17 protein-coding genes and 1 tRNA gene are annotated in these 18,330 nt (G+C 73.0%); 11 read left to right on the top strand and 7 right to left on the bottom strand.

Going from position 1 to position 18,330, the window contains the following annotated elements; all coding sequences use genetic code 11:
- Positions 1–12: 12 nt before the first annotated feature.
- Positions 13–714 carry a TetR/AcrR family transcriptional regulator C-terminal domain-containing protein gene (locus UQW22_RS13075; RefSeq protein ID WP_407317439.1) on the bottom strand — a complete coding sequence of 234 codons (702 nt, stop codon included), beginning with the start codon at positions 712–714 and terminating at the stop codon, positions 13–15.
- 78 nt (positions 715–792) lie between these two features.
- On the opposite strand from UQW22_RS13075, the gene UQW22_RS13070 reads away from it, so the two are divergent.
- The 3 genes from UQW22_RS13070 to UQW22_RS13060 all read left to right on the top strand — a co-directional run bounded on the left by UQW22_RS13070 (position 793) and on the right by UQW22_RS13060 (position 4,741).
- Complete coding sequence (locus tag UQW22_RS13070; RefSeq protein WP_407317438.1) at positions 793–1,506, top strand: NAD(P)-dependent oxidoreductase; 714 nt, start codon at positions 793–795, stop codon at positions 1,504–1,506.
- Positions 1,503–2,708 (top strand): DUF418 domain-containing protein, encoded by a 1,206-nt coding sequence (locus tag UQW22_RS13065; protein WP_407317437.1) that lies wholly within the window; start codon positions 1,503–1,505, stop codon positions 2,706–2,708. Before UQW22_RS13070 ends, UQW22_RS13065 begins: the two co-directional genes overlap by 4 nt.
- Positions 2,709–3,043: 335 nt before the next feature.
- Complete coding sequence (locus UQW22_RS13060; RefSeq protein WP_407317436.1) at positions 3,044–4,741, top strand: protein kinase domain-containing protein; 1,698 nt, start codon at positions 3,044–3,046, stop codon at positions 4,739–4,741.
- Positions 4,742–5,004: 263 nt separating this feature from the next.
- On the opposite strand, the gene UQW22_RS13055 is transcribed toward UQW22_RS13060, so the two are convergent.
- Positions 5,005–6,030: a sodium:calcium antiporter gene (locus UQW22_RS13055; RefSeq protein ID WP_407317434.1), complete on the bottom strand. Its 1,026-nt coding sequence runs from the start codon at positions 6,028–6,030 to the stop codon at positions 5,005–5,007.
- A 167-nt stretch (positions 6,031–6,197) separates the two neighbouring features.
- Between UQW22_RS13055 and UQW22_RS13050 the strand changes: the two genes are divergently transcribed.
- A complete protein-coding gene (locus tag UQW22_RS13050; RefSeq protein ID WP_407317433.1) occupies positions 6,198–7,145 on the top strand; it encodes a sigma-70 family RNA polymerase sigma factor in 948 nt (315 codons plus the stop codon).
- Here the strand turns inward: UQW22_RS13050 and UQW22_RS13045 are convergent.
- Positions 7,142–7,582, bottom strand: a complete 441-nt coding sequence (locus UQW22_RS13045; RefSeq protein ID WP_407317432.1) for a carboxymuconolactone decarboxylase family protein — start codon at positions 7,580–7,582, stop codon at positions 7,142–7,144. The two genes, UQW22_RS13050 and UQW22_RS13045, sit on opposite strands and share 4 nt — an antisense overlap.
- Positions 7,583–7,745: 163 nt before the next feature.
- Here UQW22_RS13045 and UQW22_RS13040 point away from each other — a divergent pair, with 163 nt between their 5' ends.
- Positions 7,746–8,207 (top strand): DUF1801 domain-containing protein, encoded by a 462-nt coding sequence (locus UQW22_RS13040; RefSeq protein WP_407317431.1) that lies wholly within the window; start codon positions 7,746–7,748, stop codon positions 8,205–8,207.
- Between the two features lie 10 nt (positions 8,208–8,217).
- On the opposite strand, the gene UQW22_RS13035 is transcribed toward UQW22_RS13040, so the two are convergent.
- The 3 genes from UQW22_RS13035 to UQW22_RS13025 form a co-directional block, all read right to left on the bottom strand.
- Positions 8,218–8,294 (bottom strand) — tRNA-Val (locus tag UQW22_RS13035).
- 109 nt (positions 8,295–8,403) lie between these two features.
- Positions 8,404–8,868: a peroxiredoxin gene (locus tag UQW22_RS13030; RefSeq protein ID WP_407317430.1), complete on the bottom strand. Its 465-nt coding sequence runs from the start codon at positions 8,866–8,868 to the stop codon at positions 8,404–8,406.
- 7 nt (positions 8,869–8,875) lie between these two features.
- Entirely contained in the window at positions 8,876–9,280 is a 405-nt protein-coding gene (locus UQW22_RS13025; protein ID WP_407317429.1) for a DUF3052 domain-containing protein, read from the bottom strand.
- A 331-nt stretch (positions 9,281–9,611) separates the two neighbouring features.
- Here UQW22_RS13025 and aceE point away from each other — a divergent pair, with 331 nt between their 5' ends.
- The gene (gene aceE, locus UQW22_RS13020) at positions 9,612–12,359 is read left to right on the top strand and encodes a pyruvate dehydrogenase (acetyl-transferring), homodimeric type (protein ID WP_407317427.1); all 2,748 of its coding nucleotides are present in this window, start codon (positions 9,612–9,614) and stop codon (positions 12,357–12,359) included.
- A 114-nt stretch (positions 12,360–12,473) separates the two neighbouring features.
- On the opposite strand, the gene UQW22_RS13015 is transcribed toward aceE, so the two are convergent.
- Positions 12,474–13,169, bottom strand: coding sequence for a hypothetical protein (locus tag UQW22_RS13015; protein WP_407317425.1), 696 nt, complete (start codon positions 13,167–13,169; stop codon positions 12,474–12,476).
- A 107-nt stretch (positions 13,170–13,276) separates the two neighbouring features.
- Between UQW22_RS13015 and UQW22_RS13010 the strand changes: the two genes are divergently transcribed.
- The 5 genes from UQW22_RS13010 to UQW22_RS12990 all read left to right on the top strand — a co-directional run bounded on the left by UQW22_RS13010 (position 13,277) and on the right by UQW22_RS12990 (position 18,217).
- A complete protein-coding gene (locus tag UQW22_RS13010; protein ID WP_407317424.1) occupies positions 13,277–14,440 on the top strand; it encodes a PucR family transcriptional regulator in 1,164 nt (387 codons plus the stop codon).
- A 98-nt stretch (positions 14,441–14,538) separates the two neighbouring features.
- Positions 14,539–15,510, top strand: a complete 972-nt coding sequence (locus UQW22_RS13005; protein ID WP_407317422.1) for an ACP S-malonyltransferase — start codon at positions 14,539–14,541, stop codon at positions 15,508–15,510.
- On the top strand, positions 15,507–16,517 hold the full coding sequence (locus tag UQW22_RS13000; RefSeq protein WP_407317421.1) for a beta-ketoacyl-ACP synthase III: 1,011 nt from the start codon (positions 15,507–15,509) through the stop codon (positions 16,515–16,517). The genes UQW22_RS13005 and UQW22_RS13000 overlap by 4 nt, the downstream gene beginning before the upstream one ends.
- Positions 16,518–16,621: 104 nt before the next feature.
- Positions 16,622–16,870 carry an acyl carrier protein gene (locus UQW22_RS12995; RefSeq protein ID WP_106269616.1) on the top strand — a complete coding sequence of 83 codons (249 nt, stop codon included), beginning with the start codon at positions 16,622–16,624 and terminating at the stop codon, positions 16,868–16,870.
- Between the two features lie 96 nt (positions 16,871–16,966).
- Entirely contained in the window at positions 16,967–18,217 is a 1,251-nt protein-coding gene (locus tag UQW22_RS12990; RefSeq protein WP_407317419.1) for a beta-ketoacyl-[acyl-carrier-protein] synthase family protein, read from the top strand.
- Positions 18,218–18,330 lie beyond the last annotated feature (113 nt).

Raw genomic sequence — 18,330 nt, 5'->3', positions numbered from 1 at the left:
ACGGCACCGGCCTCAGTGGGTGTCGGACGCACCACCCGGAGGGTGCCGGTCGTCCGGCCGCAGGGCGTCGAGGATCAGTGCGAGGCCGGCGTCGAACTCGTCGGCGTAGTCGTAGCCGGGCTGCAGGGCGTGCTGCGTGGTGATCTCCACGAGGTGCGGGTAGCGCTCGGCGTCCAGGCCGTCGAGGATCCCGCCGGCCACCTCGCCGAGCTCCTCGCTGCTGCGGAACGGCAGGCTGACCTCCTGCAGCACGAACCCGTAGAGGTAGCTGTCGATCACAGAGAACGCCCGCGCGGCGCCGGCGACCGAGAAGCCACCCGTACGCAGCACGCCGAGCACTGCGTCATGATGACGCAGCGTCGCCGGGCCGGGTGCGCTGCGGGAGTCCAGGAGGCCGACCGCCCACGGGTGGTGCCGCAGCGCCTGGCGGGCAGAGTCGGCACGCCGGCGCATCGCCTCCCGCCACTCGACCTCCGCGGCGGGCAGCTCGATCTCGGCGAAGACGGCGTCGACCATCCCGTCGAGCAGGTCGTCGCGATGGCGGACATGGTTGTACAGCGACATGGCCTCGACGCCGAGCCGGCCGGCGACGGCACGCATTGTGACCCCCGCGACGCCCTTCTCGTCCGCCAGCGCCACCGCCGCCGCCACCACCTGGTCCCGGTCGAGCGGCGCCCGTCGTGCCTCGCCGCCGACGCTTCTCGCTGGCACCATCCACCCCCTTGACGCTGCTTACAGTGTAAGCCTATCGTACTTACACTGTAAGTCGAGAGTCCGGACGAAGGAGCGGCAATGAGCAGCAGGACGACGAAGGTCTGCATCGTCGGGGCATCGGGCAAGCTCGGGCAGCACATGGTCCAGCACGCCCTCGACCGCGGCCACGAGGTGGTCGGGGTCTGCCGGGAGCGCAGCGTGCCCAAGCTCGACCGGTACGCCGACCGGATCACGATCGTGCCCGGGCCGACCAACGACCCGGACGTGATCCGGCGTGCCGTCGCCGGGTGCGACGGCGTGCTCACCGTCCTCGCCCCCTGGGGCGTGCAGCGGTACTCCTCGGGGACGGCACAGGCCGTCCTCGACCATGCCGAACCCGCCGCACGCCTCGTCTTCTCCTGCGGCTGGCACGTCGCACGGGACGACCAGGACCGGTACTCGCGCCGGTTCCTCGCCACCGTGCGCCTGGCGACCTGGCTGGCCCGAGCCGTGCGCGCCGTCGAGATCGACGACCAGGTCGAGGCGTGCCGTCGCATCTTCGCCAGCGACCGCCGGTGGACGGTGGTGCGCGGCAGCGACCTCGAGGAGGGACCGAGCCAGGGGCTGCCGGTCTGGAGCCCGCACGTCGGCGACCCGGTCCTCGCGAGCAACCTCACGCGACGTGTCGACTTCGCGCTGTTCATGGTCGAGGCTCTGGGTGACGACGACCTGATCCAGGAGGCACCCGCCATCGTCGGACGCCTCTCCCCCAGCGCGCTGGCCCACCGTCCCGACGCCGAAGGAGCACGATGACCTCGCCCACGCCCGTCGACGGCCGGACCTCCGGCGTGCGTGCCGTCGCACCGGACCTCGCCCGCGGCCTGATGCTCCTGCTCATCGCGCTCGCGAACGTTCCCTGGTTCCTCTACGGGACCCCGACGTCCCTCACCAGCGCGCACCGCGAGCCGTCCACGGCCCTCGACGCCGTGTGGCAGTCCGTGGCGATCGTCGCCGTCGACGGTCGCAGCTACCCGCTCTTCACGTTCCTGTTCGGCTACGGCATCTGGCAGTCGTTCTCCCGGCAGCGCGCCGCGGGACTCGACGAGCACGCCGTGCGACGTGCGCTGCAGCGCCGTCACCTGTGGCTGATCGCCTTCGGCGCGGTCCATGCCGCACTGCTCTGGTTCGGCGACGTGCTCGGCGCCTACGGCCTGGTCGGGCTCCTCGTCGTCTGGCTCTTCCTGGGGCGCGCGACGCGCACGCTGCTCGTCTGGGCCGGTGTGCTCACCGGGGTCCTGCTCCTGGCAGCGCTGGGCAACCTCGCGCTGGGCGCCGTGGTCCCCGCCGAGCTCTCCGAGGTGCCGGGCGACGCCAACCCCGACCTCGCCGGCGTGACGCCCTACGTCGCGTCGATCCTGCCTCGCCTCCTGTTCTGGCTGCCGCTCACCGTCACCCAGGGCATCTTCGGTCTGATGGTGCCCGTGGCCGTGCTCCTCGGCATCGCCTGCGCACGGGTACGAATCCTCGAGGAACCCGCAGCGCACCGCCGCGCGCTGACCCGCACCGCCGTCGCCGGGATCGCCCTCGGCTGGCTCGGGGCCGTACCCTCGCTCCTGGTGCACCTGGGCACCTGGGACGTCCCGGAGTGGGCGCCCGTCGTCCTGCACCTGGCCACCGGGCTCTTCGCCGCCCTGGGCTACGCGGCCCTGTTCGCCCTGCTCGCACTGCGGGTCCCCGCGGACGGCCCGTCGCGCGGGATCACGGCCGGCCTGACGGCGGTGGGCCGGCGCTCGTTGACCAGCTACCTCCTGCAGTCGGCGATCTTCGCCCCCCTGCTCTGCGCCTGGGGCCTGGGCCTGGGCGGCGTCCTCGACCAGTGGCAGGCGGCGCTCGTCGCGGTCGCGGCGTGGCTGGTGACCGTCGTCGTCGCGGTGCTGCTCGCCCGTGCCGGGCGCCGGGGGCCCGCCGAGCACGCGCTGCGTGCGCTCACGTACCGGCGGCGCTCCCTCCGGTGACGTCTCGGGCGCCGCGACCGGCGGGCGGTGAGCCGGCGATGCCCGTGACCGTCCGTCGCTCGAAGTGCGACGAGCCCGTCGAGATGCTGGCCCGGTCCCAGAGCGGCACCCGGCGGGTCCGGGCGGTGCTCCGCCGGCCGCCAAGGGGTTCGCTGTGCTCGCGGTGCTCGCCGTCGTGCTGGCGGCGACCGGGACCGCCCCACCACGGGCTGCACCCGCCACCCACCGGCTATCCTGTGACGGCCGATGATCCAGATGACGCAGACCACCCGACCACCCGTGCCGCGACGCCCGGTCCCCTTCGTCGACGCCGCGGCCCGCCCGCGGTGAACGACATGTCACCTGCCGGGGAGCCGGAGTCCGGGGCCGTGGTCCTCGGCGGCACGTACGCCCTGGGAGCCATCCTCGGCACTGGAGGCACCTACACCGTCTACGAGGCCACCCGCGCCCGGGCGACCGCGGCCGACACGGACGACGACGGCACCGGTGGCTCCGGGACGGGCGGCGAACCGGCGCTCGTCGTCAAGGTTCTGCACCCGCACCTGGTCGACGACGAGACCGCCCGTGCCGCGCTCGCCCGCGAGATCGCGGCATCCGCCCTCGTGGACCACCCGGGCGTGTCGAAGGTCCTCGACACCGGAGAGGACGAGGTCGCGGGCGCGACCGTTCCCTGGGTGGTGGCCCGCCGGCTTCCCGGCGCCCCCCTCTCCGAGGTGGCGGCCGGCGACGGCCTGCCGTGGCGGGAGGCGCTGGCCCTGACCAGCGGGCTCCTCGACGCGCTGGCGGCGGTCCACGCTGCCGGGCTGGTGCACCGCGACGTCGGCCCGCGCAACGTCGTCGTCGAGCGGCACGACGGCGGCGACCCGAACGTCGGGCTGCTCGACCTGGGCCTCGCCGCCCCCGGAGGTGGCGACGGCGACGGCGACCTGGTCGCCGGCTCGGTGGCGAGCATGTCGCCCGAGCAGGCCCAGGGCCGGCCCCTCGACGCACGCAGCGACCTGTACGCGGTCGGGTCGCTGGCGTACTTCGCCCTCACCGGGCACGCGCCGTACGAACGTGCCCGGCCCGATGACATCCTGCGCGCCCACGTCGGCGCACCCGTCCCCGCACCGTCCGCGCGACGCGCCGCGGTGCCCGTCGCCGTGGACCGGTTCGTCGCCCGGGCGATGGCCAAGGACCCGGAACACCGGTTCGCCTCCGCCGACGCGATGCGTGCCGCCGCCGCGACGCTCGTGGGCGGGGGTGGGGCCGGCGCGCCGGGTCCGGGAACGACCATGACGCTGGGGCAGATCGCCGCGGAGGACCCCGACCGGACGGCGGTCGTCGGCGCGGCCGGAGCTGCGGCCGCGGCGGCGGCCGCAGCGGACACGGAGGCCGAGCTCCAGCGCACCCGCCAGCTCGGCGCGGTCGGCTCGTCGAGCGCTCCGGCCGAGGACTCACCCGCTCCGGCCGTCGCCGCAGGAGCCGGCGCCCCCGAGCCGTCCGACGACGCACCCCCGGGCACACGCTCCGTGCGCAGGACGGTGCTGGCCGTCGTGCTCGCGCTCCTGCTGACGGCCGGTGGCGCGGGTGCGTTCTGGGCGCTGCGGGACACCGACGGCAGCGCACCGGTCACGCCGGCCACGCTCAGCCCGTCGCCGTCACCCTCCCCGTCGAGCGCACCCACGGAGACGGCGACCACGGCCCCGCCTGCGGTCGGTCCCACCACCCGGCCGGACCCCACCACGGAACCCACGCCCACGCCGTCCGCGACGCCCAGCGACGACGCGACACCCGCCCCGTCGCCCACGGAGGAACCGGAGCCGTCCCGGGACCCGACCCCCACGCCGACGTCGGAGCCGACACCTACCGACGACCCCGCACCGACAGAGCCTGCGCCGACCAGCGAGCCGGAGCCGACGTCCGAGCCGGACCCGCCGCCCACCAGCGAGCCGGAGCCGACGTCCGAGCCGGGCGGCGGCGACCCGACCGACGACGGCGAGCCGGCGGCCGACGACGGCGAGCCGGCGAGCGGGGACGACGCCACCCCCTGACGAGAGCCCGGCGTCGGGAGATCAGCTCCGGATCGCGGCCACGGCGTCGTCGTCGAGACGCTCGAGCGGGATGGCCCCGTCTTGGCGGGCCCAGCTCGCGCCTGCGACGTCGAGGCACACGAGGGCACCCGCCACGATGGCGGCGGCCGCGAGCTCCGGGTCGACGTCGGCGTCCTACGTGGCCGCGCTCCTGCCACGCCGGACGAGGGTCCGGGCGGTGGCACGGGTCGCCCGTTCCGCTCGGCTCGTGCGCCGCTGACCGCTCAGGCCCACACCACCAGCGCGACCGTGCCCAGGTAGATCGCCGGGATCGCCACTCCCTCGAACCCGATCCCCCGCTTGTCACGCATCACCAGGCCCGTGGCCAGGGTCGCCGTGATGAGCATGGTCCCGCCGAGCAGCACCAGCGTCGTGGGGCCGGCGTCGGTGTAGACCGACCCGGGCAGGTAGGTCGCGTCCGCGACCGCGACCATGAGCATGTCGTAGACGTTGCCGCCGATGATGTTGCCGATCCCGAGGGTGAGCTGCCCCATCCGCACCGCGGTGACCAGCACCACGAGCTCTGGCAACGAGCTGATGGCGGTGGTCAGCGTGAACCCCACCACGCCGCCGTCCAGGCCGGTCGCGGCGACCACGGCCAGACCCGCGCGTCCGACGACCCAGCCGGCGACGCCGACCACCACACCGAGCCCGGCCAGCGACCACCACAGCCGCGACGTCGACGTCCCCGCGGCGACGGCCTCGTCGTCCCCGGCGTCGTCGTCGGCCGTCTGCGCCGTCCGGATGGGCTGCCACATCGGGGCGCGGTGCATCTGGCGCAGCAGGACGAGCCCGTACCCGTAGAGCAGCGGGATCGCCAGGGTCAGGGGATGGATCCAGCCGATCGTCAGCGTCGGGGTGGCGTAGGCGACGACCGGCACGGCCAGCAGCGCCATGAGGAGCAGGGACTGCAGGACGTTCTGCAACGAGGCCGCCGCGTGCTCGAGGTTCACCCGCCGGTACACCAGGTCCGCGATCGCGAGCCACACCGTCTGCAGGGCGACACCGCCCACCGGGTTGGCCAGGGCGAAGGCGGCGTCCCCCTGCAGGGCGCCCGTCACGACCGTGACGTTCCCGGGCAGGGACGTGACCGACCCCAGGAGCAGGGCTCCCCCGACGGCGTCACCCAGCCCCGTCCGGTCCGCCAGTGCGTCGGCGACGCCGGTCAGGCGCACGCCTGCGACCACGATGACCACAGCCATGGCGGCGAGCGCCAGGGCGCTGGGCAGCAGGGGCCACGTCTCGCTCATCGGCGCTCTCCGACGACGGCGGGCCCACCCACCGCGATGCTCGGGGCGCGGTCTGGCGCGACGCTGAACGGACTGCTCCGGAGTGCGGGACATTTCACATCGACGACGCTACTGCGCCGGGCGGGTCGACGGCCGACGGGCAGCGCCGCGGTGGCATCATGACTGCCGTGCCGAGACCGTCCGAGACCGCGACCGAGGGCGGTACGGCAGGCCTCGACGACGAGCGCCGCCGCCTGACCCTGCTCGCCTACCGGATGTGCGGGTCGTGGGCGGACGCGGAGGACGTGGTGCAGCAGGTCTACCTGGAGTGGTGGCGCGCCCACGAGTCGGTCGACAACGGGCCCGGCTGGCTCACCCGGACCACGGTCCGGCGCGCCATCGACGCGCTGCGGGCACGGCAGCGGGACGCCGCCTACGTCGGGCCGTGGCTCCCCGAGCCCGTGGTCCAGGAGCCGAGCGACGGTCCGCACTCCGCCGCCGAGCAGTCAGAGGCGATGTCGACCGCGTTCCTGCTGCTCGCCGAGTCGTTGACTCCGCCGCAACGAGCCGTCGTCGTCCTGAGGGCCCTGCGCTACGAGCACGCGGAGGTCGCCGACATCCTGGGGATCTCCCCGGCGGCGGCACGGCAGCACCACGTGCGCGGGCTGCGGCGCCTCGCGGAACGCGACGGTCGTGCGCCCGCCGTGGCCGCGATCATGGGTCCGCGGTCAGAAGGCGCCCAGCCGTCCGACGCCCGGGACGAGACGGCCCGTCTGCTCACCGCCTTCCTGACCGCGGCCCGCCGCGGCGACACGGCGGCCCTCACCGCGCTGCTCCACGAGGACGTGCGGGCCTACAACGACGGCGGCGGCCGGACCAGGGCGGCCCGCCGGGTCGTCACGGGCGGTCAGCACGTCGCGCGGTTCGTGATCGGCGTGGCCGGCCGGCACGAGGGCCGGCGTGCCGTGCGGCTCGTCACCGTCAACGGCACGCCGGGTGCGCTCGTCACGCTGGCGGACGTCGGCCACGTGCTCTCGCTGGAGGTACGCGACGGACGCATCTACCGCCTGTTCGACGTGTGCGACACCGACAAGCTGTCGGCTCTGCGCACGTCCGCCCTGCGCGGCTGCGCCTAGCTCTCCAGCGGTGCCGGACCGAGCCGGGTGGAGACCCCCATGCGGTTGAGCAGGTTGATCGTCCCGATCGCCAGGATCAGGTCGGACATCTCGCGCTCCGAGAACACGGCGGCGGCAGCGATCCACGTCTCGTCGTCCACGCCGCCCGAGATTTGCGTGACCTGTTCCGCGAGCGCGAGCGCAGCCCTCTCCCGCTCGGTGAAGAAGTCCGTCTCGCGCCACGCAACGACCGCGTAGATCTTGCGGGCCGGCACGCCGGCCTCCGCCAGGTCCGTGGCGTGCCGGTCGACACAGAAGGCGCACCCGTTGAGCTGCGAGGCACGCAGGTCGACCAGGTCCAGCAGGACCGGATCCAGGTGGTGCCGGGCATACCCGTCGAGCGCTGCCACCGCCCGGTATCCCTCGGGAGCGTGGTCCTTGATGGCCAGTCGAGACATCGGTCCTCCTCGTCGTGGGCCCCACGGCGGGGCCCTGCACGCTGTTCGTCGACGGCGGAGGCGCTCGTGTGACACTCGTGCTCGTCAGGAATCGAGAAGTGGCGGTGGGCTCGGTCCGCCTAGCGTGAGCAGCACGATCACCGAGACCAGGAGGACCGTCGCCATGAGGACGAGCAGCAGCACGCAGGGCCGTAGCACGCCTGGCTTCTCCGACCAGGAGCGCGCCGCGATGAAGGAGCGCGCCGCCGAGCTGAGGACCGAGGCAGGACGAGGCCGCGGCAACAAGAAGGCCGCCGACGAGCTCGCGGTACTGTCGAAGATCGCCGAGATGGAGACGTCCGACCGAGCCCTCGCCGAACGCATCCACGCCCTCGTCACCACGGCAGCGCCCGAGCTGTCGCCCAAGCTCTGGTACGGACAGCCCGCCTACGCCAGGAAGGGGAAGGTCGTGTGCTTCTTCCGCAGCGGCGACGTCGACAAGGAGCGCTACTCCACGTTCGGGTTCACCCCGGAGGCGGCGCTGGACGACGGCGATGGCCTGTGGGCCACCTCGTTCGCCGTCGCCGGTCTGAGCGACAAGGCCGAGAGGAGCATCCTCTCCCTCGTCGAGAGGGCCATGAGCTGACGATCGCTCCTGGTGGGCCCGGAGGGACTCGAACCCCCGACATCCACGGTGTAAACGTGGCGCTCTGACCAACTGAGCTACAGGCCCCGGCGGCCACGGGCGACAGCCCTGGCAGCGCAGGAAAGGATACCGGTCCCCCGGCACAGGCTCGAACCGTGCGGCCGACGGCCGGCGGTCGTCGGCCGCACGCGAGGCGCTACACCTCGGCGAGCGCCGCCCGGTACGCCTCGAGCTCGCGGCGCTGCCCCCGCGGGCGCACCACGGACCAGCGCACGATGCCGTCGGCGTCGACGAGGAACGACCCGCGCACCGCGTGGCCGGACTCCTCGTCGAAGACCCCGAAGCCGCGTGCGGCCGCGCCGTGCGGCCAGAAGTCGCTGAGCAGGTCGAAGCCGAACCCCTCGGCCTCCTGCCAGGCCTTCAGCGCGAACACGGGGTCCGTCGAGACGCCGAGCACGCGCACGCCGGCGGCCTCGAAGTCCTCGATGTTGTCGTGCAGGTCCCGCAGCTCACCGGTGCAGGTGCCGGAGAAGGCGAACGGGTAGAACACCACCAGCACGTTCTCGCCGCGCAGGTCCGCGAGGTGCGTCGGGGTGCCGTGGGTGTCGGGCAGGGTGAAGTCCGGCGCCGGGTCTCCGGTACCCGGCACACGGCTGCTCATCGGCGCGCTACCGACCGCGCGGCGCCAGTCGCGTGGCGGACCAGTCCTCGCCCGCGGCGAAGGTGCTGGTCGCGTGCAGGCCGGCCGTCGTGGCGGCCTCCATGATCTCCTCGTGGGCCACGTGGCCTTCCCGCCGCGGCTTGCGCGTCAGGAGCCAGACCTGTCCTCCGTCGTCGAGCGCGGTCTGGACGTCGACGAGCATGTCCGTCAGGTCGCCGTCCTCCTTGCGCCACCAGACGATGACCCCGTCGATCACGTCCCCGTAGTCCTCGTCCACGAGCTCGCCGCCGGCCATGCCCTCGAGCGCTTCGCGCAGAGGCTCGTCGACGTCGTCGTCCCACCCGAACTCCTGCACGACCTGACCGGTGGTGAACCCGAATCGCTCGGCCGGGCTTTCCGCCTGCTGTCCCACGTGGACCTACGTTCCTTCCGTCGTCGGCAGATGCACCCCGTGGTGCGCCTGTGAGCGTCAAGGTAGTGCACGCGGCGCCGTCATGCGCGCCGGTCCACCGGCCCCGGCGGCGTCCTCGACCGGTTGTCGACGCATCACCATGACGTAGATCACGGATTCTTGACCGCAACCTGGTGTCCGGGCCGAGGAAAGTCAGGACACAATGAGTAGTGACCACCCGTGGGTGGACCGCGCCGTCGCGACCTCGGCGTCGCGGCCGACCCTGCACGGGACGCCTGACACGAGCGGTCGCCGGACCACGGCGGCAGCCCGCAGAAGAGAGAGGTTGCTGGTGGCTTCGTACGACGAGACCGGACCGCTGATCGACGGTCTGCTCAGCGCTGTGCCGGACATCGACCCGTCCGAGACGTCGGAGTGGGTGGAGTCCCTGGACGGGCTGATCGACGACAAGGGCGGCCCCCGGGCGCGCTACGTGATGCTCAACCTGCTCCGCCGTGCCCGTGAGCGGAGCGTGCAGATCCCCACGTCGGTGGCGACCCCGTACGTCAACACCATCGGTGTGCACGACGAGCCCTACTTCCCCGGCGACGAGGCGCTGGAGCGCAAGTACCGGTCCTGGAACCGCTGGAACGCCGCGGTCATGGTGACCCGCGCCCAGCGCCCGGGCCTGGCCGTCGGCGGGCACATCTCCTCCTACGCCTCGGTGGCGACCCTCACCGAGGTGGGCCTCAACCACTTCTTCCGCGGCAAGGACCACGCCGGCGGCGGTGACCAGGTGTACTTCCAGGGGCACTCCTCCCCCGGCATGTACGCCCGTGCCTACCTCGAGGGCCGGCTCACGGCCGACCAGCTCGACGGGTTCCGCCAGGAGAAGTCGCACCCCGGTGGCGGGCTCCCCTCCTACCCCCACCCGCGCCTCATGTCCGACTTCTGGGAGTTCCCGACGGTCTCCATGGGCCTCGGCCCGGCCTCGGCGATCTACCAGGCGTGGACGAACCGGTACCTGCACAACCGAGGGATCAAGGACACCAGCCAGCAGGACGTGTGGGCGTTCCTCGGTGACGGCGAGATGGACGAGCCGGAGTCGCGCGGACTCATCCAGCACGCGGCGCACCAGGGCCTGGACAACCTGACGTTCGTCGTCAACTGCAACCTGCAGCGCCTCGACGGGCCGGTGCGCGGCAACGGCAAGATCATGCAGGAGCTGGAGGCCCAGTTCCGCGGTGCCGGCTGGAACGTCATCAAGGTGGTCTGGGGCCGCGAGTGGGACGCCCTGCTCAACGCGGACAAGGACCGCGCCCTGGTCAACCTCATGAACTCCACGCCCGACGGCGACTTCCAGACCTACCGGGCCGAGTCGGGCGCGTTCATCCGTGAGCACTTCTTCGGGCGCGACCCGCGCACCAAGGCCCTCGTCGAGAACATGACCGACGAGGACATCTGGAACATGAAGCGCGGCGGGCACGACTACCGCAAGATCTACGCGGCCTACGCCGCGGCGCGGGCCCACACCGGCCAGCCGACGGTGATCCTCGCGCAGACGGTCAAGGGCTACGCCCTCGGCTCCGGGTTCGCCGGCCGCAACGCCACGCACCAGATGAAGAAGGTCAAGAACACCGACCTCAAGGTGCTGCGCGACACGCTGCGCATCCCGCTGAGCGACGAGCAGATCGACGCCGAGCCCAACCTGCCGCCGTACTTCCATCCCGGCATGGACGACGACGCGGTCCAGTACATGCTGGAGCGCCGCCGTCAGCTCGGTGGCTTCGTCCCGGAACGGCGCTCGTCGCCGAAGCCGGTCAAGCTGCCCGAGCCGAAGACCTACGAGCTGCTGAAGAAGGGGTCGGGCACGCAGGAGATCGCCTCGACCATGGCGTTCGTGCGCCTGCTCAAGGACCTCATCAAGGACAAGGAGCTCGGCCCGCGCATCGTGCCGATCATCCCGGACGAGGCGCGCACCTTCGGCCTGGACGCGATCTTCCCGAGCGCGAAGATCTTCAACACCGCCGGGCAGAACTACCTCGCCGTGGACCGTGAGCTCATGCTGAGCTACAAGGAGTCCGAGGCCGGCCAGATCATGCACACCGGCATCAACGAAGCCGGTTCGGCGGCCGCCTTCCAGGCGGTCGGCACGTCGTACGCCACCCAGGGCGAGCACATGGTGCCGTTCTACATCTTCTACTCGATGTTCGGGTTCCAGCGTACGGGTGACCAGTTCTGGGCCGCGGGCGACCAGCTCACACGCGGGTTCATCATCGGCGCGACGGCGGGACGCACCACGCTGACCGGCGAGGGCCTGCAGCACGCCGACGGCCACTCGCCGCTGCTGGCGGGCACGAACACCGCGATGGTGCAGTACGACCCGGCGTACGGCTACGAGATCCGCCACATCGTGCGCGACGGCATCGAGCGCATGTACGGCGACGGCTCCGACGGGCGCGACCAGAACGTCATGTACTACCTCACGGTGTACAACGAGCCGATGGTCCAGCCGGCCGAGCCGGAGGACGTGGACGTCGAGGGCATCCTGCACGGCATCCACCGCATCTCCGTCGAGGAGGGCGAGGGTCCCAAGGCTCAGCTGCTCGCGTCGGGCGTCGGTGTGCCGTGGGCGCTCGAGGCGCAGCAGCTGCTGCGCGACGACTGGGGCGTCTCGGCCGACGTGTGGTCCGTGACGAGCTGGAACGAGCTGCGTCGTGACGCGCTCGCCGCGGAGAAGGACGCGCTGATCGACCCCGCGTCGGAGCCGCGCGTGCCGTACCTGACGCAGAAGCTCGCCGACGCGTCGGGGCCGTTCGTCGCCTCCAGCGACTACGACCACCTGGTCCCCGACCAGATCCGGGCGTGGGTCCCCGGCGACTACGCGGTGCTCGGCGCCGACGGCTTCGGCTTCTCGGACACCCGCGCCGCCGCTCGCCGACACTTCCTCATCGACGGCCCGTCGATGGTGGTCAAGACCCTGCAGCAGCTCGCCCGTCGCGGCGAGGTGCCGCGTGAGGTCGTGGCGCAGGCCGTCGAGAAGTACCGCCTCACGGACGTCACGGCCGGGACGTCGGGTTCCGTGGGCGGCGACAGCTGAGTCCCCTCTCGGGACGACGCGTCCCTCGGTGACGTGAGAACGCCCTTGCCGCCCGGACGGGCGGCAAGGGCGTTCTCATGCGCTCGGCGAGGACCGCTCGCGCTCCGGCCCGTGCTACCGCGGCGAGCCCGGGGTCGCCTCCGCGGACTCGGCCGCGGCGACGGCCGCCTCCAGCTCGGGACGCATCGCCGCCACCGCGGCGTCGTCGGAGTGCTCGGCCAAGGTCTGCAGGTGCTGCTTGGCCTCGTGGACCCGCTCCGCCTCCAGCGCCGCGAGGACGAGCTGCCGCCCCACCTCCGGCGTCTGCTCGCGGACCCGCCAGTGACCGATCCCCAGCCCGAGCGCCTCGACGGGCATGCCCGCGTCGCGCAGGACCTGCAGGCTCTCGGCCAGGGCGGCGCCGGACCGCTCCCTCGCTGCCGCCGTGGCGAAGCGGCGCGACGCACCCTCGGGATCCTCGGCGACGGACAGCCGGCCGAGCTCGAGCAGCGGACGCCACGCCTTGGGGTGGCCGGCGAGCTCCTCCGCCAACGACCACACCGCCAGGTCGGCCTCCTGCTGCCGGTCCGCCTCCTCCTCGGGTGCGGTGAGCGGGTCTTCGGTCGACGGCTCCGCCGCCCGGCGACGGACCAGCTCGGCGAGCGCGTCGAACGCCCGCGCGTCGTTCGGGTCGTCGTGCAGCATCGAGCGCAGCGCGTCCTCGTGGACGGTGTCGCCGTAGCGGCGGGTCTCGCTCGGGCGCCGGGTGCCCACGCGCGAGGTCGATCGTTGCCGGCGCATCAGCTGGCGGAGTCGGGGCAGCAGAGCCATAGCACGACCATATCGGCTACGGGCTCTCGAGGTCGGTCGAGCACGACCGGCGCATCGGATCGCCGCCGTTTGTGCACTCCCCACAACATTGGCCCTATCCTCGTGGCATGCCGACCTCCACCGTCTCGCGCGACGAGAACATCCAGCGCGTCCGCGAAGGCCTCGGCCTGCTCACGGCAGCAGCGATGCGCCGGCTCGACGAGGAGGTGGCCTGGTACCGCCAGCTGCCCGCCGAGGACCGCTCCTACGTGGCGCTCGTCGCCCAGACCGGCATCAACGCGTTCGTCACCTGGTTCGCCGACCCGAAGCAGACGCCGCACGGGGTCGGCGAGATGTTCGCCGCGGCACCTCCCGAGCTGACGCGCTCGATCTCCCTGCAGCACACGCTGCAGCTCGTCCGGCTCATGGTCGACGTCGTCGAGTCGCACTCCGACCAGATCGCCTCGCCCGGCTACGAGCGCGAGCTGCGCGAGGCCGTCCTGCGGTACTCGCGGGAGGTCGCGTTCTCCGCGGCGGAGGTCTACGCGCGCGCGGCCGAGGTCCGCGGCGCCTGGGACGCCCGGCTCGAGGCCCTCGTGGTCGACGCGATCGTGCGCGGCGACACCGACGACGCCCTGCGCTCGCGCGTGTCGGCGCTCGGCTGGAGCGGTCGCGGCCAGGCCCTCGTGGTCGTGGGCGAGGCGACGTCCGGCCTGGACGACGTCGGCACCGCGGACCTGCGCCGGGCGGCGCGCCGAGCGGCCGGGGACACGCTGGTCGGCATCCATGGCGACCGGCTGGTCCTGGTGCTCGGCGGCGAGGGCGACCTCGTCACCGCCGCCAGCTCGCTGCTCGGCCGGTTCGGTCCCGGGCCGGTCGTGTTCGGACCGGTGGTGGCCAGCGTCACCGAGGCCCCGGCGTCGGCGCGTGCGGCGCTCGCCGGGCTCGCGGCCGCGCCGGCCTGGCCCCAGGCGCCGCGACCTGTGCCGGCGGACGACCTGCTGCCCGAACGGGTCCTGACCGGCGACCGCACGGCGCGGCGCGTCCTCGTGGCCCAGGCGTTCCGCCCGTTGCGGGAGGCCACGGGCTCCGTGCTGGACACGCTGTCCGCCTATCTCGGGACGGGCCGCTCGCTCGAGGCCGCCGCCCGGCGGCTGTACGTCCACCCGAACACCGTCCGCTACCGGCTGCGCAAGGTCTCCGAGATCACCGGATGGGACCCCCTCGACGCGCGGGAGTCGTTCGTCCTGCAGGTCGCCCTCGCGCTCGGGCAGCTCGACCCGGCGGACTGATCCGGCCGACGGCGGTTGAGGATTCCCACAATCGCCTCCCGTCAGGTTGGTGCGGGTCGCCACGCACCGCGGAGCCGCGCAGGTGGCACCGTGGTCACGTGCTCGCCGTCGTCTGCCCTGGACAGGGCTCTCAGACCCCCGGGATGCTCAGCCCCTGGCTGGAGCTGCCCGGCACCACCGACCTGCTCGACTCCTTCTCCGCCGCCGCGGGCAGCGACCTCACGCTGCACGGGACGGCCTCGGACGCGGACACGATCCGTGACACCGCCGTCGCTCAGCCGCTCATCGTCTCGGCCTCCCTGCTGGCCCTGCGCACGATCCTCGACGGGCGCGCGACGACCGACGTCGTCGACGTCACCGCCGGGCACTCGGTCGGCGAGCTCTCCGCAGCGGCCGTCGCCGGCGTGCTCGACGACGCCGGCGCCGTCGGTCTCGTCTCGCACCGCGCGCGGGCCATGGCGGACGCCGCCGCGGCCGCACCGTCCGGCATGAGCGCCGTCGTCGGGGGCGACCCGGACGAGGTGCTCGCCGCGATCGAGGCCGCCGGGCTGTACCCGGCCAACGTCAACGGGGGCGGGCAGGTCGTCGCCGCCGGCGACACGGAGCGGCTGGCCGCTCTCGCCGACAACCCGCCGGCCAGGACGCGGGTCATCCCGCTGCCGGTCGCCGGGGCGTTCCACACGCCCTTCATGGAGCCGGCCCGCGCCTCCTTCGAGAAGGTCGCCACGACGTGGCTCGCCACCGATCCCCGCGTGCCGCTGCTCAGCAACGCCAACGGCGTCGCCTACGCCACCCTCGGCGAGGGGGCGCACGGTCACGGGCGGTCCACCGACGTCCTGGGCCGCCTCACCGCCCAGGTCACCGCGCCCGTGCGCTGGGACCGGTGCCAGGAGTCGCTTGCGGAGCGCGGTGTCACCGGGATCCTCGAGCTCGCTCCGGGCGGCGTCCTGGCCGGGCTGGCGAAGCGGGCGCTCAAGGGCGTCGAGTCGGTGGCCGTGAAGTCGCCCGACGACGTCGAGGCCGCCCGTGACCTGATCGCCCGCCACTCCGCCGTCGGCGCGGCGGCATGAGCGCGCGCAGGACGCTGCGCCAGGCGGAGCCCGTCCGGTACTCGCGTCTGCTGGCCGTCGCCGCCGAGCGCGGCAGCGAGACGGTCACCAACGACGACGTCGCCGGACCGATCGACTCGTCCGACGAGTGGATCCGCCAGCGCACCGGCATCGTCACGCGCCGCCGCGCCACGGCGGACGTCGACGTGCTCGACCTGGCCGAGGCCGCCGCCCGCAAGGCGCTCGACGCGGCCGGCCTGGTCGGCGCCGACGTCGACGCGGTGATCCTGTCCACGATCACCTACTTCCACCAGACGCCGTCGGGCGCCGCGATCCTGGCCGACCGCCTCGGCGCCACGCCCGCCGCGGCCTACGACATCTCCGCGGCCTGCGCCGGGTACGCCTACGGCATCGGGCAGGCCGACGCCCTCGTGCGGTCGGGCGCCGCCCGTCACGTCCTGGTGATCGGCGCGGAGAAGCTCAGCGACGTCATCGACCCCACCGACCGCTCGATCTCGTTCCTGCTCGGCGACGGCGCCGGTGCCGCCGTCGTCGGACCGTCCGAGACCCCCGGCATCGGGCCGACGGTCTGGGGGTCGGACGGGTCCAAGGCGCAGGCGATCCGCCAGACGCACTCCTTGCAGGAGCTCGCCGCCGACGGCGCGCTCGGCATGCCGACGCTGCGCCAGGACGGGCAGACGGTCTTCAAGTGGGCGAGCTTCCAGATGGCGCCCGTCGCGGCGAAGGCGATGGCCGAGGCAGGTGTGGAGCCGGAGGACATCCAGGTCTTCGTGCCGCACCAGGCGAACATGCGGATCATCGACCAGATGGTCAAGCAGCTCGGCCTGCCCGAGCACGTGGTCGTCGCCCGTGACATCGCCGACACCGGGAACACCTCGGCGGCCTCGATCCCGCTCGCCGCCGAACGGCTGCTCACCGAGGGCACCGCGCGCTCCGGCGACCTGGCCCTGCAGATCGGGTTCGGTGCCGGGCTGGTCTACGCCGCCCAGGTGGTCGTGCTCCCGTAGCGACGCCCCGTAGAGTCCGAACCCGGTGGTGCGCGAGAATCGCACTGCCACACCCCGACCCGGTGCCGGACGGCCGGTACCCCGTTCAAGGAGAGAAGCACCCCATGGCTCACACCGCATCCGAGATCCTCGAGGGCCTCGCAGAGATCGTCGCCGAGGAGACCGGTCTGCCGACCGACGCCGTCGTCGCCGAGAAGTCCTTCACCGACGACCTCGACATCGACTCGCTGTCGATGATGACGATCGTCACCCACGCCGAGGACAAGTTCGGCGTCCGCATCCCGGACGACGAGGTCAAGAACCTCGCCACCGTCGGCGACGCCGTGAAGTACATCGAGGGTGCCCAGGCCTGAGGCCTGACCGACGCACCGCGTCGCCGCGTGGGCAGGCCGTCCCGGCCCGCCCGCGCGGCCCCTCGCACCGAACCACACCGAACCAGGAGCTACCCCATGACCGCAGCTGCCTCACGCGACGTCGTCGTCACCGGCCTCGGCGCCACCACCCCGCTCGGCGGGGACGTGCCCAGCACCTGGTCGGCAGCCCTGGCCGGGGAGTCCGGTGCGCGGACCATGGACAACGACTGGTCCGAGAAGTACGGCATCCCGGTCACCTTCGCCGCGACCATCAAGGTCAAGCCCGAGGACGTCCTGCCCCGCCCCGAGATCAAGCGCATGGACCCGTCCGCGCAGTACGCCATGATCGCCGCCCGGGAGGCCTGGCAGGACGCCGGCGCCCCGGAGGTCGACGGCGAACGGCTCGGTGCCGTCGTCTCCTCCGGCATCGGTGGCATCTGGACGACGCTGGACGGCTGGGACACCCTGCAGGAGCGCGGCGCCCGCCGGGTGCTGCCGATGACGGTCCCCATGCTCATGCCGAACTCCCCCGTGGCCTACGTCTCGCTCGAGTTCGGTGCGCAGGCCGGCGCGCACTCGCTGGTCTCCGCGTGCGCCTCGGGCGCCGAGGCGATCGGCTACGGCATCGACATGATCCGCGCCGGGCGGGCGGACGTCGTCGTCTGCGGCGGCACCGAGGCGACGATCCATCCCATGCCGATCGCCGCGTTCGCCGCGTCGCGCACCCTGTCGCTGCGCAACGACGACCCGGCCGGCGCGTCCCGGCCGTACGACGTCGACCGCGACGGGTTCGTCATCGGTGAGGGCGCCGCCGTCGTCGTCCTCGAGAGCGCCGAGCACGCCGCCGCCCGCAACGCCCGCGTCTACGCACGGCTGGCGGGGGTGGGGCTGTCCTCCGACGCGTACCACATCACCTCCCCCGACCCCGACGGCAAGGGGCAGGTCTCCGCGATGCGGCGGGCGCTCGCCGAGGCCGGGGCCGCCGGTCCCGACGTCGTGCACGTCAACGCGCACGCCACCTCGACCAAGGTGGGCGACCTGACGGAGACCCGGTCGATCCGCTCCCTGCTCGGCGCGGACGCCGACCACGTCCAGCTCTCGGCGACGAAGTCGATGACCGGGCACCTGCTGGGCGGTGCGGGCGCCCTGGAGACGCTGTTCACGGTCAAGGCCGTGCACGAGCGCCTCGCTCCCCCCACGATCAACGTGGCCAACCCGGACCCCGAGCTCCAGGTGCCGCTGGTGCGTGACACTCCGTCCGCGCTGCCCGACGGCGACATCGTCGCGATCAACAACTCCTTCGGGTTCGGCGGTCACAACGTGGCGCTGGCGGTCACGAACGCCTGATTCCTGCGGGGCAGAGCCGACCGGGTGAATTTCCCGGGTGAAGTTCTCTCCGCTCGCGACAGTGACATCCCTCACTTAGCGTGAGTGCCGCAAGCGACAATTGCACGGCACTC

The organism is Isoptericola halotolerans (assembly GCF_045689585.1).
Classification (GTDB): domain Bacteria; phylum Actinomycetota; class Actinomycetes; order Actinomycetales; family Cellulomonadaceae; genus Isoptericola; species Isoptericola halotolerans_B.
This window is presented reverse-complemented; position numbering and strand designations above follow the sequence as displayed.